This is a genomic window from Deltaproteobacteria bacterium, from assembly GCA_013151915.1.
Lineage (GTDB): Bacteria > BMS3Abin14 > BMS3Abin14 > BMS3Abin14 > BMS3Abin14 > BMS3ABIN14.
The window spans coordinates 44330-59220 of the sequence record JAADHJ010000016.1; the positions used below are offsets into that span (position 1 = coordinate 44330).

13 protein-coding genes and 1 tRNA gene are annotated in these 14891 nt (G+C 52.5%); 8 read left to right on the forward strand and 6 right to left on the reverse strand.

Annotated elements, in window-relative coordinates; genetic code table 11:
- Positions 1–263: 263 nt before the first annotated feature.
- From GXP52_03615 to GXP52_03640, 6 genes are all read right to left on the reverse strand, one after another.
- On the reverse strand, positions 264–995 hold the full coding sequence (locus GXP52_03615; protein NOY86372.1) for a tetratricopeptide repeat protein: 732 nt from the start codon (positions 993–995) through the stop codon (positions 264–266).
- 137 nt (positions 996–1132) lie between these two features.
- The gene (gene bamD / locus GXP52_03620; protein ID NOY86373.1) at positions 1133–1816 is read right to left on the reverse strand and encodes an outer membrane protein assembly factor BamD; all 684 of its coding nucleotides are present in this window, start codon (positions 1814–1816) and stop codon (positions 1133–1135) included.
- Between the two features lie 49 nt (positions 1817–1865).
- Positions 1866–1973, reverse strand: coding sequence for a rubredoxin (locus GXP52_03625; protein ID NOY86374.1), 108 nt, complete (start codon positions 1971–1973; stop codon positions 1866–1868).
- A gap of 241 nt (positions 1974–2214) precedes the next feature.
- On the reverse strand, positions 2215–2637 hold the full coding sequence (locus tag GXP52_03630) for a transcriptional repressor (GenBank protein NOY86375.1): 423 nt from the start codon (positions 2635–2637) through the stop codon (positions 2215–2217).
- Between the two features lie 363 nt (positions 2638–3000).
- Positions 3001–3231 (reverse strand): hypothetical protein, encoded by a 231-nt coding sequence (locus GXP52_03635; protein ID NOY86376.1) that lies wholly within the window; start codon positions 3229–3231, stop codon positions 3001–3003.
- Between the two features lie 732 nt (positions 3232–3963).
- Positions 3964–4050: transfer RNA gene (locus GXP52_03640), tRNA-Leu, on the reverse strand.
- Between the two features lie 313 nt (positions 4051–4363).
- Between GXP52_03640 and galU the strand changes: the two genes are divergently transcribed.
- The 8 genes from galU to GXP52_03680 all read left to right on the forward strand — a co-directional run bounded on the left by galU (position 4364) and on the right by GXP52_03680 (position 14890).
- A complete protein-coding gene (galU, locus tag GXP52_03645) occupies positions 4364–5290 on the forward strand; it encodes a UTP--glucose-1-phosphate uridylyltransferase GalU (protein NOY86377.1) in 927 nt (308 codons plus the stop codon).
- Positions 5287–5733, forward strand: a complete 447-nt coding sequence (locus tag GXP52_03650) for an Hsp20/alpha crystallin family protein (protein ID NOY86378.1) — start codon at positions 5287–5289, stop codon at positions 5731–5733. The genes galU and GXP52_03650 overlap by 4 nt, the downstream gene beginning before the upstream one ends.
- A 25-nt stretch (positions 5734–5758) precedes the next feature.
- On the forward strand, positions 5759–8197 hold the full coding sequence (gene lon, locus GXP52_03655; GenBank protein ID NOY86379.1) for an endopeptidase La: 2439 nt from the start codon (positions 5759–5761) through the stop codon (positions 8195–8197).
- Entirely contained in the window at positions 8194–9708 is a 1515-nt protein-coding gene (locus tag GXP52_03660; GenBank protein ID NOY86380.1) for a response regulator, read from the forward strand. Before lon ends, GXP52_03660 begins: the two co-directional genes overlap by 4 nt.
- Positions 9708–11771 (forward strand): response regulator, encoded by a 2064-nt coding sequence (locus GXP52_03665; protein ID NOY86381.1) that lies wholly within the window; start codon positions 9708–9710, stop codon positions 11769–11771. Before GXP52_03660 ends, GXP52_03665 begins: the two co-directional genes overlap by 1 nt.
- Before the next feature lie 111 nt (positions 11772–11882).
- Positions 11883–13463, forward strand: a complete 1581-nt coding sequence (locus tag GXP52_03670) for an HD domain-containing protein (GenBank protein NOY86382.1) — start codon at positions 11883–11885, stop codon at positions 13461–13463.
- Positions 13464–13470: 7 nt separating this feature from the next.
- Positions 13471–14451, forward strand: a complete 981-nt coding sequence (locus tag GXP52_03675; protein ID NOY86383.1) for a response regulator — start codon at positions 13471–13473, stop codon at positions 14449–14451.
- A 16-nt stretch (positions 14452–14467) separates the two neighbouring features.
- Positions 14468–14890 carry a hypothetical protein gene (locus GXP52_03680; protein ID NOY86384.1) on the forward strand — a complete coding sequence of 141 codons (423 nt, stop codon included), beginning with the start codon at positions 14468–14470 and terminating at the stop codon, positions 14888–14890.
- Position 14891 lies beyond the last annotated feature (1 nt).

Consider the following 14891-nt stretch of genomic DNA (forward strand, 5'->3'; position numbering starts at 1 on the left):
GGGCAAGTTGTTGATTTGTGAGGAAAGTGAAAATGACACTTTTCGCTTTCCGTGGAGTAAAAAGCCATAAATGGACTTTTTACGACCCTATCATTTTTACGACCCTATCAATGGTTAATGGGATGATAGGATTCATTCGCCGCACTGTCAAGGGAACGATAGGTGAAAAATTGACGGACTTTTTGCGAGGTTATCAAAATTGATGACTTCGAAAAAAGTCATGGATGGACTTTTTACGATCCTATCAAAATGTTGCCCGTTTTCTAGAAATCCTCCTGCTCCCTAATGAAACTCAGATACATCAGGGCTTTGGAATATTGAGGATCCAGCCGCAGAACCTCCTCCCATTCATCCTGTGCCCTGTCAACAAATCCTCGTGAAAAGTAGGTGATGCCAAGCTGAATTCTGGCATCCAGATAGTCCGGCCGTTTGATCGCCGTAGTGGAGAAAATATCCAGGGCCTCATCGATGCGGCCCATCTCCCTGAGCGCAATTCCCAACTTGACCTGGATATCGGCAAAACCAGGTGAGAGAGTCAGGGCCTTCCGATATTCATCCACACTTTCCTGCATTAGCCCCAGTTCCCTGTAAATATCACCTACTTCCTTGTGCTTGTTGGCCAGCTTTCCCGCAATAAAGGGGTCAATGGGGATCTTTTTCCTTCTGACCCTCTCACGGGCCCGGTCTACAACCTTTCTGGCCTCCTCATATTTCCCAATCTCGTTGTAGGTAACCGCCAGGTTCAGGGACGCTTCGGTGTAGTCCGGGTTAAGCCTGACCGCTCTGGCCAGGAACTCCTTGGCGCGGAGATAGTCACCTTTCTGAAAGTATAATTGGCCCATCTTGTTGCAGATGTCTGCAAAATCCGGATTCCGCTTATGCATGGCCAGGAGGGATTTCTCCGCATCGTCAAGTTGCCCGCGCAAAATGAGAACATCAACCTCGGCTATGCCGTTTCCTACCCCTTGAAACCGAAGATTGTTTTCCTCAGCCATTACGAACGCTCCCCATGCCCAATGCTCCTCAGGTTTGGCACGCCTTTGGAAACCTATCACAGGTCTTTTCCCTGGTATTCGGTACAGCGGCCGGCCTGTAAGCCAGGCGTCTGCAGGGTGTCTTACTGCTTAAAAGTTTATTGTGAATCCGTCCGAGCTTTGGCCTGCTGAACAATCAGGCCGGCTTTTTCCCTGATCTCCGGTGAAAAGTCCCCGTCCATTACAGCGGAAGCCCTGGATATGGCCGCCTCCGTTTTACCCTTTTTCAGATAGAAGGAGGCTATATTCAGTTCATGCAGGCCTTCCTTTTCAAGGAGGGTGTCGGCCATGTTTGAGGCCTCAGCCGCGTGCTCTCCCTCCGGGAATCGGTCCAGGTATTGAGTGAAAAGGAGCCGCGCTTCCCTGATGGGCGTAATATCCCGATCCGCCGGGATGACCTTCCTGATTCCGAAAAAGTAAAGAACGGTTTTCCGTATCTCCCTGACCTTGGCCATGGCCCGCTTATAAAGCGCCTCGGATGCGTGTGGCCCGTCCGGGTAATTCGATTCATAGGAGGCATAGTACGAATCCGCCTCAGTATATTTTCCAAGGTGGAAATTTACCTCGCCCAGCAAAAATTTTACATCTCCCCCCAGGGCGGTTCCGGCAGTGAGGGTCTCCAGACCGTCAAGGCTGTTAAGGGCTTCCGTATAATGTCCCTTGCTGACCTGGGATTCTGCCTCGGCAAGTTTTTCCGACGGGCCGGTCTCCCGTTTTATGTTGGACGCACAGGATACGACGAATATGGATAAAAGGAACAGAATGGGCAGACGGGAAACCATGTTTTTCAGTTGAGGGCTCCTTCTTGTGCCGGTTGCGGACCGGGTCGTTTTATTCCTGTTTTTCGAAGCTGTCGGCGGCCCCGCAGGCGGGACACTTCCTGGGTTTACAGCGGCCCTCCTTCGTCTGTCCGCATTCCGTGCATTTGAATATGGCCATGGCATGTCCTCCTGTAAAGTTGATGGACCCGCAAAAAGTCCAACGGGGTAAAAAACGTTCAACGTTCAACGTGATAAAGAACGTTCAATGTTCATGTTGATAGGGTCGTAAAAAGTCCTTTCATGGCTTTTTACTCCACGGAAAGCGAAAAGTGTCATTTTCACTTTCCTCACAAATCTTCGATTTGTGCGCCCCCAATGGGCGCCTTGATGACTTCGTAAGAAGTCATCAAGGTTGGAAATTAATCCCTGCAATGGCCGCAAATACCCACCATGTGAACCTGAACGCTCTTAACCATGAACCCGTTGTCGGGCGCGGAGGGAGGAAAGGCGGATTCCATTGCGGGGTCGGGTAATAAATCCCATATTTCACGGCACCTGGAACAGAATGTGTGGTAATGATCCTCTACCATGGGGTCATAATGCGCCCTTTCAGGATCAATGTTTAGTTCGATAATTTCCCCAAAATCCCGCAGGATCTGAAGGGTCTTGTACACCGTGGTAAACGATATGGACGGATGTGTCTCAAGGACTTTCTGATAGATGTCATCGGCGGATGGGTGACTCTGGTTTTTCATGATAAGTCTGAAGATGCTCAACCTTTGAGGGGTGATCTTAAGTCCGGCATTGCGGAACCTCAGGATCACTGTTCCAATGTCGTTCATGTTCTACTCCACCATTTGACGCGATAACCGGGAAAAACGCCGCCTCAACAACCGGTGCCGCCAGCGTATCTGTAAGGCTTATCGATTGACATATAGATAGAAAATAAAAAAATGTAAATAGAGAATATAGATCTGGAGGGCGTCAGGGACGTCCCTGACGAGACGTGTATGCGGGATAAAGAATGACCAACGTCCAACGGGGAAGGCGGGCTATAAGCTGTATGCTGTAGGGTAGTAGAATAGGTTCAGAATCCAGAGAGGGGAAAAGAAGACACGTTGGGAAAGGCAGTATCGAAGTATCGAACCCATCTGAACTCTGAATCCGCGACCTTCGACTCTGGGATCCGGTTTTTCTGCGTGCTGCTAGAGGTGCCAATCCTCCCAATCCCTGTCCAGCAGTTCCATGAGGAATCCCACCATTGGGAAATAGAACAGAAGAAACGGAGCCAGGGATGAAAATGTCAGCCAGAAGGGCGGTCTGCTCCAGGCGGAGATTGCAATAATCATGAGGAAGAGAAGAAAAAACAGGCGGATGGACGCCTGTTTCCAACCCGCCATTGAATAGTATAATATACGGGACCAATTGCGATTCATATCAACCCCCATACATGTGAAAAAAAGGGTCTGTTGATTAAATGAAAGCATGTTTTATTTCATTGTCAAGTGTTGATGACTTCGCAAAAAGTCATTAATGGACTTTTTACGACCCTATCAATGTCCAACGTGGTAAGTCAGTCCAGAGCCTGCCCTGAGCCTGTCGAAGGGTCCAGAGTCCAGTGTCCAGAGTGGAAAAGCGGATGCAAAGGCTTGGTTTAACAGGGATGAAGGGGATGGAAGGGATAAGGCAAACATCGGAAGCGGATAAAATCAGAAATCTTTTGGGGTTAAGGAGTGGCGCATCGCGATAAGGCGCATTGTTTCACCACCCGTTCGTCACGCCGATGGCGTGACTCACTGGAGACACCCCCCCATATTATTTATGGTTCATCACAATAATGCGTACCTTTGTCACTATTGTTGTCATTGCGCCTGTCCCGTCGTAGTTCAGGAAACGAAGACGGAAGCAATCCTGAGCTAAGTCGAAGGAAGCCTGCCGAGGGGCGTCTTAAGCGAGTCACGTTATTTGTGTGTGTGATAAGCGGGCGTGAGATAAGAATGTTTGGAACTTCTACCCGTTAAGGATTTTGATTTAACCCTGTGTCACCCTGAGTAACTCTGTGTACCCTGTGTTAAGTTAGCTTTTCCCAAAGTCCGGTCCTCATCCAGGTACTCATTTCCAGGATGAACCAAATAAAAAATCCCCGTTTCAGGGGACTTTTTGATCGTTGGTGCCGAAGGCGAGATTCGAACTCGCACGGGCTCTCGCCCACCACCCCCTCAAGATGGCGTGTCTACCACTTCCACCACTTCGGCAGTAAGGGGCCATTATTTTCAAAGGGTGTCGATTTGTCAAGTGCTCCTATGCATATCTGCCTGCCCTCAATTATTGACATTTTGGGAAGACGATTAAGATATTTGGAAAAACGGTGTTATCTGTTATATTTCTAAGGTTGATGGACTCGTAAAAAGTCCATCAAGCGGGATGTGCGCGAAGCGTGCATTCCGCGGTGGGGGTAGTACCAGGCGGATTCACTTCGCTCCTTCGGCAAGCTCAGGATGGTGAGCCTGTCGAACCACTGACAGGTGGTCGCCTTTGGGATATTTTCGTCTGGGGGGTAAGGACCGGATGGACAGGGTCAAACTGCAGGGATTGTCTGCCGTGGGAGAAGAGCCGTTGAGGATTTGCAAAGCTGTCATTCCTGTCGCAGGTATGGGTACCCGATTTCTGCCCATCACCAAATCAGTCCCAAAGGAGATGCTGCCCCTCCTCGACCGGCCTGTCATCCAGGAGGTTGTCGAGGAGACGGTGCGTTCCGGGATTCGGGATATCGTCCTCGTTACCGGGATGGGAAAGAGCAGCATTGAGGACTATTTTGACATTTCGCCCCATCTCGAATCGTTTCTGGCTAAGAGTAACCGGAAGAAGCTTCTGGAAAGGGTCCGTGATATTTCAAGATTTGCGGAGATCGCGTCTGTGCGCCAAAAGGAGCCTATGGGGCTTGGACACGCGATCCTCTGCGCCCGGAATTTTGTCGGAAATGAGCCGTTCGGCGTTCTTTTGGGTGATGATATTATTGATTCTGATGTGCCCTGCCTTTCCCAACTCATCCACGTCTTCGAGAAGGTTGGCAGGACCGTTATAGCCCTGCAGGAGGTGCCACCCGAAGAGGTCGATCGCTACGGGATCATCGAGGGGGAGATGGTTGAGCCTGGCTTGTACAGGGTATCCCGTCTTGTTGAAAAGCCGTCTCCCGGGGAAGCTCCATCAAACCTGGCGGTTATCGGCCGTTATATCCTTCCGCCGGCCGTTTTCGGGATTATCGATTCTCTTGATCCAGGCGCCGGAGGGGAGATTCAGCTGACCGATGCTCTGGACAGACTTGCCGCCGATGAGGGGGTGTTTGGACTGGTTTTTGACGGTCTGAGACACGACACCGGGAATCTCCTGGGATTTATATCGGCAAATATTCATTACGCGTTGAAAGACCCGGATCTGGGCCCGCGTCTTCGCAGCTACATTGAAAAACGCCTGGAACAGGATGATGACCTGTGAGAAAGTTCTGGGACGCCACCGCCGATGCAACCTGGCTGAGAATACGAAAAAGCGGACTCGGCCGCCAATTTTTCTCCAGTGCCGTTACCCATTCCGATAAAGGGACCGAGACTTCCGAACCGGTCATCGATGTGTGGGAAAAGGGAAGCGAGATTATTGTTGAAGGTGAGATTCCCGGAGCCGTAAGGGAAGATTTCAGCCTGACCCTTGATCAGGGGAGGCTGATTATCGAGGGATATAAGAAGGAACCTCATTACAGCGGTTGTAAAAAATTCTTTCGAATGGAAAGGCAATTCGGCTATTTCAGAAGGGTTATCGATCTTCCGGCCAGTGTGCAGTCCACCCATATCAGCGCAAGTCTGAAAGATGGGCTCCTGATGATAAGAATTCCGAAGGTCGGAGAGAGAAGAAAGGGCGCTGTAAGCATTCCGGTATCAGAATAACCTGGCTCAAGGGAAAGGGTTTTGAATGAAAGAAGAATTGCGAGATACGGAGGAACCGGGGGCACCGGACGAAAAACATCTGGAACCGGCCATCCCCAAGATCCTGCCCCTCCTTCCCATAAGGGATATGGTGGTCTTTCCGAGCATGATCGTTCCGTTGATCGTGGGTAGGGAAAAATCCATCAACGCCCTTGATGAGGCATTGAAGAGGGACCGCCTGATCTTCCTGTCGTCACAGCGTGAGGGGGAGAACGAAAATCCGTCACCGGATGAGATCTCCATAACCGGCACCGTTTCGGTAATCGTCAGGATGATCAAGACTCCTGATGAAAAGGTAAAGATACTGGTTCAGGGGCTGCAGCGGGGCAGGGTCGAGGAGTTTCTTAAGACGGAACCTTTCTTCTCCGTTCGACTCGATCTAATAAAGGAGATAAGCCTCGATGCCGTTCCGGTCAAGGTTGAGGCGCTTGCCCGGGCCCTGAAGGAAGGGATGGCCCGCATGGTCCAATTGGGCAAGCTTATTCCTCCGGACGTCCTGGCTGTCGCTGAAAATATCAATGATCCGGGGCGACTTGCCGATCTGGCTGGATCGAGTATCGGGCTGGATCTGAACGAGGCCCAGATGGCTCTGGAAATGGAGGACCCCAACGAACGCCTCGTCTTTGTCCACAAGGTTTTGAGGAGAGAACTCAAGGTCCTCGAGATGCAGCAGCGCATCCAGGACCAGACCAAGGAGGAGATGACGAAAACCCAGAGGGAATATTTTCTCCGTCAGCAGCTCAAGACGATTCAGGCGGAACTGGGAGAAAAGGGCGACAGAGAGACCGAAAGCGAGGAATTCCAGGACAAGATTGAGAAAGCCCAAATGCCCCCCGAGGTCAGGAAGGAGGTTGAAAAACAGCTCGAAAGACTCTCAAAAATGCATCCCGATTCCGCTGAGGCTGCCATTATCCGGACCTATCTTGAGTGGATGGTGGAGCTGCCATGGAAACGGTCCACAAGAGACCGTCTGGATCTGAAAAAGGCCCAGAAGGTATTGGATGATGACCATTACGACCTGGAAAAGGTCAAGGAAAGGATTCTTGAGTATCTGGGAGTCCTCAAGCTTAGGAAGGGACTGAAGGGGCCGATTCTCTGTTTCGTGGGCCCCCCCGGCGTCGGGAAAACATCACTCGGCAGGTCCATCGCCAGAGCCATGGGAAGAAATTTCGTCAGAATGTCCCTTGGCGGTATGAGGGACGAGGCTGAAATCAGGGGCCACAGGCGGACTTATGTCGGGGCCCTGCCCGGGAGGATCATCCAGGGTATCAAACAAGCAGGATCCCGAAACCCCGTATTCATGCTCGACGAGATAGATAAACTTGGTTCGGATTTCAGAGGTGATCCGTCCTCGGCGCTTCTGGAGGTCCTGGATCCCGAGCAGAACCATGCCTTCCGGGACCACTACCTGGCAGTTCCCTATGACCTGTCCCCGGTCATGTTTATCGCCACCGCCAATATGACCGATCCGGTTCCATCGGCCCTGCTGGACAGGATGGAAGTAATCAGGCTTGCGGGATACACCGCGGTGGACAAGAGACATATTGCGAGACGGTATCTTATTTCCCGTCAGATGGAGAGAAACGGCATTAACGAGGATTTTCTTTCCATCTCCAATGGAGCGCTGGACCATCTCATCCTGAAATACACCAGAGAAGCAGGTGTCCGTAACCTGGAGCGGGAGATCGGGAATCTCTGCCGGAAGGCGGCCAAGAAGGTCGCCATGGGAAAGACCGCCCGGACAAGGATAACCGCCGGCAATATTTCAGCCTATCTTGGTCCCCCAAGGCATTTCGGCACGAAGGAGAGGGGTGAACCTCAGGTCGGGGTTGTTATGGGACTTGCCTGGACCCCGGTGGGGGGGGACATCCTTTATATCGAGGTTGCCGCCGTCAAGGGGAAGGGGATACTTACCCTGACGGGTTCCCTCGGCAATGTCATGAAGGAGTCCGCCCAGGCCGCCCTAAGCTTTATCCGGTCCCACGGCAGGGAGTTGGGAATTGAGCCGGAGAACGCTGCAAAATTCGATTTTCACGTCCACGTTCCGGCCGGGGCCATTCCCAAGGACGGGCCGTCCGCGGGTATCGCAATTACCACGGCTATCGTTTCCGCTCTGTCCGGCGTGCCGCCGGGACCTGACCTTGCCATGACCGGAGAGGTGACCCTGACGGGAAGGGTTCTGCCGATAGGGGGCCTCAAGGAAAAGCTTCTCGCTGCCAAAAGGGCGCAGGTCAAGCGGGTTGTTATCCCGGAAGGAAACTCCCCGGATCTGGAGGAGATCCCCTCCTACATCCTGCGGAGCATGGAGATAATCCCTGTCGGGGATGTGGGTCAGGTCCTGGAAGCCGCTTCCCTCAAGCCGGTTAAGATAAAAGGCCGGGCTTCCATGGCCGGGAAGAGTTCCGGCAAAAAGGAGAAATCGTGAACATAGAAGGCCCTGCGACCCGCGATCCCGGGCCTGTTCTCGTCGTAGATGATGAGAAGTTCTTTCAGGAGGTTCTGACCAAGATACTTCGTGAAGAGGGATACGATGTTTCAGTGGCCGCCTCCGGCCGGGAAGCCATAAGCGCTTTTCAAAGTGGGCGCTTCAAGGTTGTTGTATTGGATCTGGTCCTCCCCGATCTCATGGGTACCGAGGTCATTGGCCGCATGAAGGAGATGGAGGACGACATAGCGGTGATCATGGTTACGGCCTATGCCTCACTGGAGAGCGCCATTGATGCCCTGAAAGCGGGGGCCTACGACTATATCCGCAAGCCCATCGTCCGTGAGGACCTGGTGAGATCCGTGGAGAGGGCCATCGAGCGTCATCAGCTCAGCTCCCGGAACAAGGTCCTGGTAAAGGAGCTTCAATCCCACCTGGTTGAGGTCAAAACGTTAAGCAGGGAAAAGGATGAAGTGTTCCGGATTCTCGATGAGGGCCTCGTGGTTATTGAGGAGGACGGCAGGATCGTTGATCTGAACCCTGCCGCCCGGCAGTTTCTCGAATGGATCACCGGACAACCGGCCGGTGAAACTTTATCCGGTTCGGGATTTCCTCTGTCGGACGGTTTTATGTCGTCCGTGAACAAGGCGGAGGGCAGACCCGTCAGGACCATGGTTTCCCTCACACAGGATTCCGGCGTAGGGCGTAAGGACATTGAGCTTGTGGGTCTTTCAATGGATCTTGATATCGCCGGCCGGAGATTTCTCCTGGCCATGAGAGACATGACTGAAATTAAAGACATGGAAAGAAGAAGGGATGAATTCCTGGCAATCGTAACCCACGATCTCAGGACCCCTTTAACATCCCTGAAAGGTTTTGTGGAACTGCTCGTGAATGAGAATAAGGGGGCGGATCGGGTTGTAGGTGACTATCTTGATATCATCGACTCGGAGGCCGACAGGATGATCTCCCTGATAAACGATCTCCTGGACCTGGACCGCCTGAATTCAGATAGGATCAGGATGGAACTTGAGCCCATATCAATGCCCAAACTGGTGGCTTATGGGCTGAAGAGTATGGAGGGCCTGAGTCGTCAAAGGGACGTGACCTTGAGGATGTCCATCAGGGGAGATGAAGAATCCCTCGTTTTTATGGGGGACAGGCGGAGGATTCTTCAGGTTCTCATAAATCTCCACTCCAATGCCATCCGGTTCTCCCCGAGGGGAGGTTCCGTGGACACGGTGGCCTATCTGGAGGACGGATATGTTTTTACGGAGATCCTTGACGAAGGGCCCGGTATTGCACCGGAGGAAAGGAAGAGTATCTTCGAAAAATATAAGCAGGTCGGACAGCCTTTTTACGAGCGAACCAAGGGAAGCGGGCTGGGCTTGACCATTGTCAAAAAGATTGTGAATATGCACGGAGGCAGCGTTAGGATGGACGGGAGGGACGATAAACAGGGTAGCCGTTTTATCGTTAAACTACCGGCCGGAGTGAAGGGAGCCTATTGATGGGGCATCGAATACTCGTTGTGGATGACAGCCCTTTTATCCATGAATTGGTGAAAGATATCCTCCGCCGTGAGGGGTGTGAGGTTGAGAGGGCTATGAACGGGCATGAGGCCATGGTTTCCATCGGGCAGAATCCACCTGACCTGGTTCTTCTCGACATCATCATGCCTGAGATGAGCGGCTATCAGGTATGCCGGCTTATCCGGAGTGATGACCGCCTGAAGGATCTGCCGGTGGTTATGATGACAGCGAAGGACACCCAGAAGGACCGGTTCTGGGGAATGGAGGTTGGGGCTGATGCCTACGTCACTAAACCCATTGAGGAGAAGAATCTTCTTAAAACCATTTCTTCCCTTCTGAAGGAGGCCAGAACCCCTGCGAAACCGGTTGGTCGTGATGAATTGACAAGCGAAACCCTCAAGGGACGCGCGGACGATATCCTCGAGAGAAAGCTGCTCGAATTAACCATCATCAACGAGGTCGGCAAGCTGTTTTCGCTCCTGGACAAGCCCAAAACCCTGTTGCAGAGCTGTCTCCAGCTTGTTTCAAAGGTCATTGATTACGATCTTGGTGTTGTTTTTCTCGCATTCCCGGAAGCCGACTTCAAGACCGTTGCGATAAGGACGCGAAACGTCCCCCTGAAGGTATCCAAAAAAGAGCTTCTACGAAGAGGCGGCGAAAATTTAGGTCTGCATAGGGGATGTAACAGGTCGAAGATCGCCGCCCTGACTACGGAACTGATCGAGGATAGTGAAATTGAAGAAAAGACTTTCCGCAGGCCCTCCCTTTCCAGCCTGGAAGTTGTTCTGAGATCCTCCATGGATGTCCTGGGCAGCGTCATGCTCTTCAGCAACCGAAAGGATTTTTTTATTGAGGATGACCGCAACCTGGTTGAGATGATTGGTGTTCAGCTGTCCATACTTCTGGACAACCTTTTTCTGCTGCAGGAACGTGACCGGCAGCTCGCTACCCTGGAGCTTGAGAAGAACCGCGTGGAGGCGATCCTCCAGAACATGGGGGAGGGTGTACTTGTGACGGACTGGTCATACAGGATCATTCACGCCAATCCACTGGCTCACCATCTGCTCGATATGGATGACGGTGAGTTGGTCGGCCATGTCCTGTTCGATCATGTCCCGAAGGACATCTTCAGCATTCTGGAAAAACAGCACATTGGGGAGAAGAACCCCACCTGGAATATCAAATTCAGCTCCATCAGGGGAGAACTGCCCCTTATGGCCAGTGTCGCTGTGGTCGATGAGGAAGAAGAACAGACCCTGGGACTTATCATTCTGCTGCGCGACATTACCGTGGAGAGGGAACTCGACCGCATGAAGAACAAGTTTCTTCAGAATGTCTCAAACCACCTGAGAAATCCCCTGGCCGCACTGAAAGGGTTCACCGACCTGATGCGTGGGGAGATGTACGAACCGGCGACGTCCCGGCAGAAAGAATACATGGATTCCATCGAATCCGAGACGGCCAAGCTCATCGAGATCGTCGAGGATCTCCTGAGTCTTTCGAGGATTGAACTGGCCGATTACAGGTTTCGCGCGGAGAAATTCGCTGTTTCGGACGCCCTGCTCACCGCCATGGTAAGTACACAGGACATCGCCCGGGGCAGAGGGATAACCCTCAAGACCGAAGTATCCGAAGATCTGCCCAAGGTTTTTGCGGATCGTGACAGTGTGGTGGACATAACAACCCGCCTGGCGTCCAACGCAATAAAGTTCAGCCCCGACGATAGGGATGTCATCATTGGCGCCAGGCTGGGCGGGGATGACGGCAACGGGAAAATAGTGGAGGTCTTCGTGCGCGATGCTGGGCCCGGCGTCCCCCTGGACAAGCGGGATTCCATCTTTGAGAAATACCCTGCCGATCACCTTTTCACCGAAAGCCGCCGGGAAGGTGTTGGGCTTGGACTGCCCATATGCAGGCAGCTGGTCGAAATGAACGGTGGGAGGATTCATCTGGAATCGACCGGGGAATCCGGGAGCACCTTCATTTTCACCCTTCCACTTGCCGAGGAGAATGCGCCCCGCTTGGGGCGTCCAAATCAATGACTCGCAACCTAATGTCATTGATTTGCGAGGAAAACGAAAACGACGTTTTTCGCTTTCCGTTGAGCAAAAAGCCACGAATGGACTTTTTGCGACCATATCAAGGATGAATCCATGAACAAGGGATATCTGAACCTTCGCAAGGAGGATGTCCGGGAATTTTTGCGGCCTTTGGCCAGGATAACAGGGCTTCGTTTTTCCCTGTGGCCGCCGGGCGAGAGCAGCCAATCGTTGATTACCGGGGAGAATAACTTCTGTATGCTGCTTCAGACCACCAAAATGGGGAACGAGCGCTGCAGGAATTCGTTTCTTTCCATACTGAGTAAAACCCGCGACACAGATGAACCCGTGTTTGATCTATGCCATGCATTAATGGGACGGGTAACCGTTCCACTGGAGATCAACGGCACCGATCTTGGAACTGTAATAATATGTCAGGACCTGGTCGGGGAGATATCGGAGGAGCACAAGGACCACCTTCGAGACCTGGCCGCGGAAGTGGAATTGGAGGATCCGGTTGCCCTCATTCGGGCAGCCGAAGAAAATCCCATATATTCCAGATCCAGGCTGGAAATTCTCGGTAAATTCGTGCGGGATCAGATCCTGGAAAAGACCGCTTCCCTCGAGGCGATTCAGGACACGACGGAGTTCCTCCTGGAGAAGTACGAGGAACTCATGTTTCTGTACTCCATCACGGACAGTATTTCGCCCGACAGGGAGTACGGAAAAGCTCTGGCGACCATCCTGGACCGTGGGATTCAGAAACTTTCCGCGCAATCCGGATTTCTGATTCTGTCGGGAGAGGAAAACTCCCAGGCGCTGGTGACCGTAGAGGTCTGCGGCAATACACCTTGGGGCAAAGGCCCCGGTGAGGTCCCCCCTCCGCTGGCCCGGCTCATGCGATCCTGCGGCGGCCCGGCTGTGATCGTCAGACCTTCTGATGGGGACGAGGCATGGAGCCCCGAACTGTCAGCCCTTCTGGTTTGTCCTTTCCGCATAAAAAGTTTCCGAAACGGCTACCTCGTCTTTGGTTGGGAAAAGGTAGAAGATATTGACGATAACGAGCTTAAGTTCGCCATGGCTCTGGCAAACCAATCGGCATCCCTCCTCCACGGGGTCCAGCTTTACAGGGAGCTTGCGGACCTGCTCTTCTCAACTCTTGAGGCCCTCAGTTCCGCCATCGATGTCAGGGATTCCTACACCCACGGCCACTCCCGGAGGGTGGCGGATTACGCCGTTAAGACAGCCCGGGAGTTGGGATATTCCTCCAAGTTTCTCACCATGCTCAAGATAGCCGGTATGCTTCACGATTTCGGCAAAATTGGAATACCGGAACAGATTCTGACCAAGGAAGGGAATCTGAATGATGATGAACTCCAGGCCATGAAGGAACATCCTGTAATAGGTGCGCGAATTCTGGGAAAATTCAAATCGTTTGCGGATATCGCACCGGGGATCCGCCATCATCACGAGAGATTCGACGGCAGTGGATATCCCAACGGGTTGGCAGGGGAGACGATTCCCCTGGTGGGCAGGTTTATCTCCATAGCCGACGCCTACGATGCCATGACCACGACCAGACCTTATAGACGACAGATGCTGGCCCATGAGGCCAAGGAGGAACTGCGGAATTGCTCCGGTATACAGTTCGATCCGGTGCTGGTGCAGGCCTTTATTCGTGGAATTGAGAAATGAGAAACTGATGGCTCCTGACATGGTAAAGATTCTGATAGTGGATGACGACGACAACATTCGCCATCTCCTCCGACTGGCTTTTGAGGACGAGTTCGAGGTCCGGGAGGCCCGGGATGGACAGGAAGCGTACGAAATTGCCGGGCAATGGAATCCGGATATGGTCGTCTCCGATATAATGATGCCGAAGCTTGACGGGTATTCTCTCTATCGAAAACTAAAGAACATGCCCGCAACATCTTCGATCCCGTTTATCTTCCTCTCAGCCAAGAAAGACGTGGACGAAAAGGTTGTCGGACTCGAGATGGGCGCAGACGACTACATAACCAAGCCTTTTTCCATAAAGGAACTTAAGGCCAAGGTTCGTTCGATCATAAAGAAGATGGGCGATCTGAATGTCCGGGGGAGTCTTGAGGGCCTGCTTAACGAGATCGACCTGGTGGAGATCATCCAACTGATTGATATGGGCCGGAAGACCGGGATGCTCATTCTGGACAATCTGGAAAATACCGGGAAAATATATTTTGAAAGGGGGGAGGCTCTTTTTGCTCAGACGGGTCACTGGACCGGGCCGGATGCCCTTTTTACCCTGCTGTCGTGGAAGGAAGGAAAGTTCCGTCTGGATCCTGCCCCCGTCAGGGTCCAGACGAACATGGATCGGAGTCGGGGCCAGGAAATGCTGATGGAAGGTGTCAGGCTCATGGATGAAATGGAGGAAGCCATAAGGCAACTGCCCCCGGCAGGGACTGTCCTCATCCCGGTGGTCGAGGGCAAATCCCCATCGGATGAGATGCGAAAGGTCTGCAATTTATTTATTGGCGGAGCCACGGTAGCGAGCGTTCGCGGGAAAGCCCCTTTTCCATGTTACCGTTTTTATCCTCTTGTGGCGAAAACTGTTGCCGCCGGTTGTCTGAAGGTAAAGGCACCCACCGCCCGGGAAACCGAAATCGATCTTCTTAAGCGTGTCAAAGCCGCTGTCCGGGATCTTTAATGGAGGTGACACGGTGTTGATCCGGTATCTGGTGCTTTCCCCCTCAGGCGAAAAAAGGGGGGTTTTCCTGGAGGAACTGTTCGGATCTTACGAACTGTCGCCAAATGGAAAGGGGGAAAAGGCCCAACTCCCTCTCGGGACCGGGGAAAGTCTGGAGATCATCGGGGCCGGCGAACCCTCGCGCCTCTGTTCAACGGCTCAGACCCTTGTTACGAAAAATATCCGCATTAACGGTATTCTGTTCCTCCTCCCTTCAGGTGATGAAGGGTCCTGGAATGAATCCCAACGTCTTTCGGAATGGCTCCTGGAGATCGGGAAAAATATTCCCGTTAAGACCTGGGTCATAGGGGATCGGAAGGAGATGGACAAGGCCACATCCAAGAGGATTCTCCTGGCTCTGCTTGAGGAGCACGAGAGGCTCCTGGCCGCCACAACCTGAT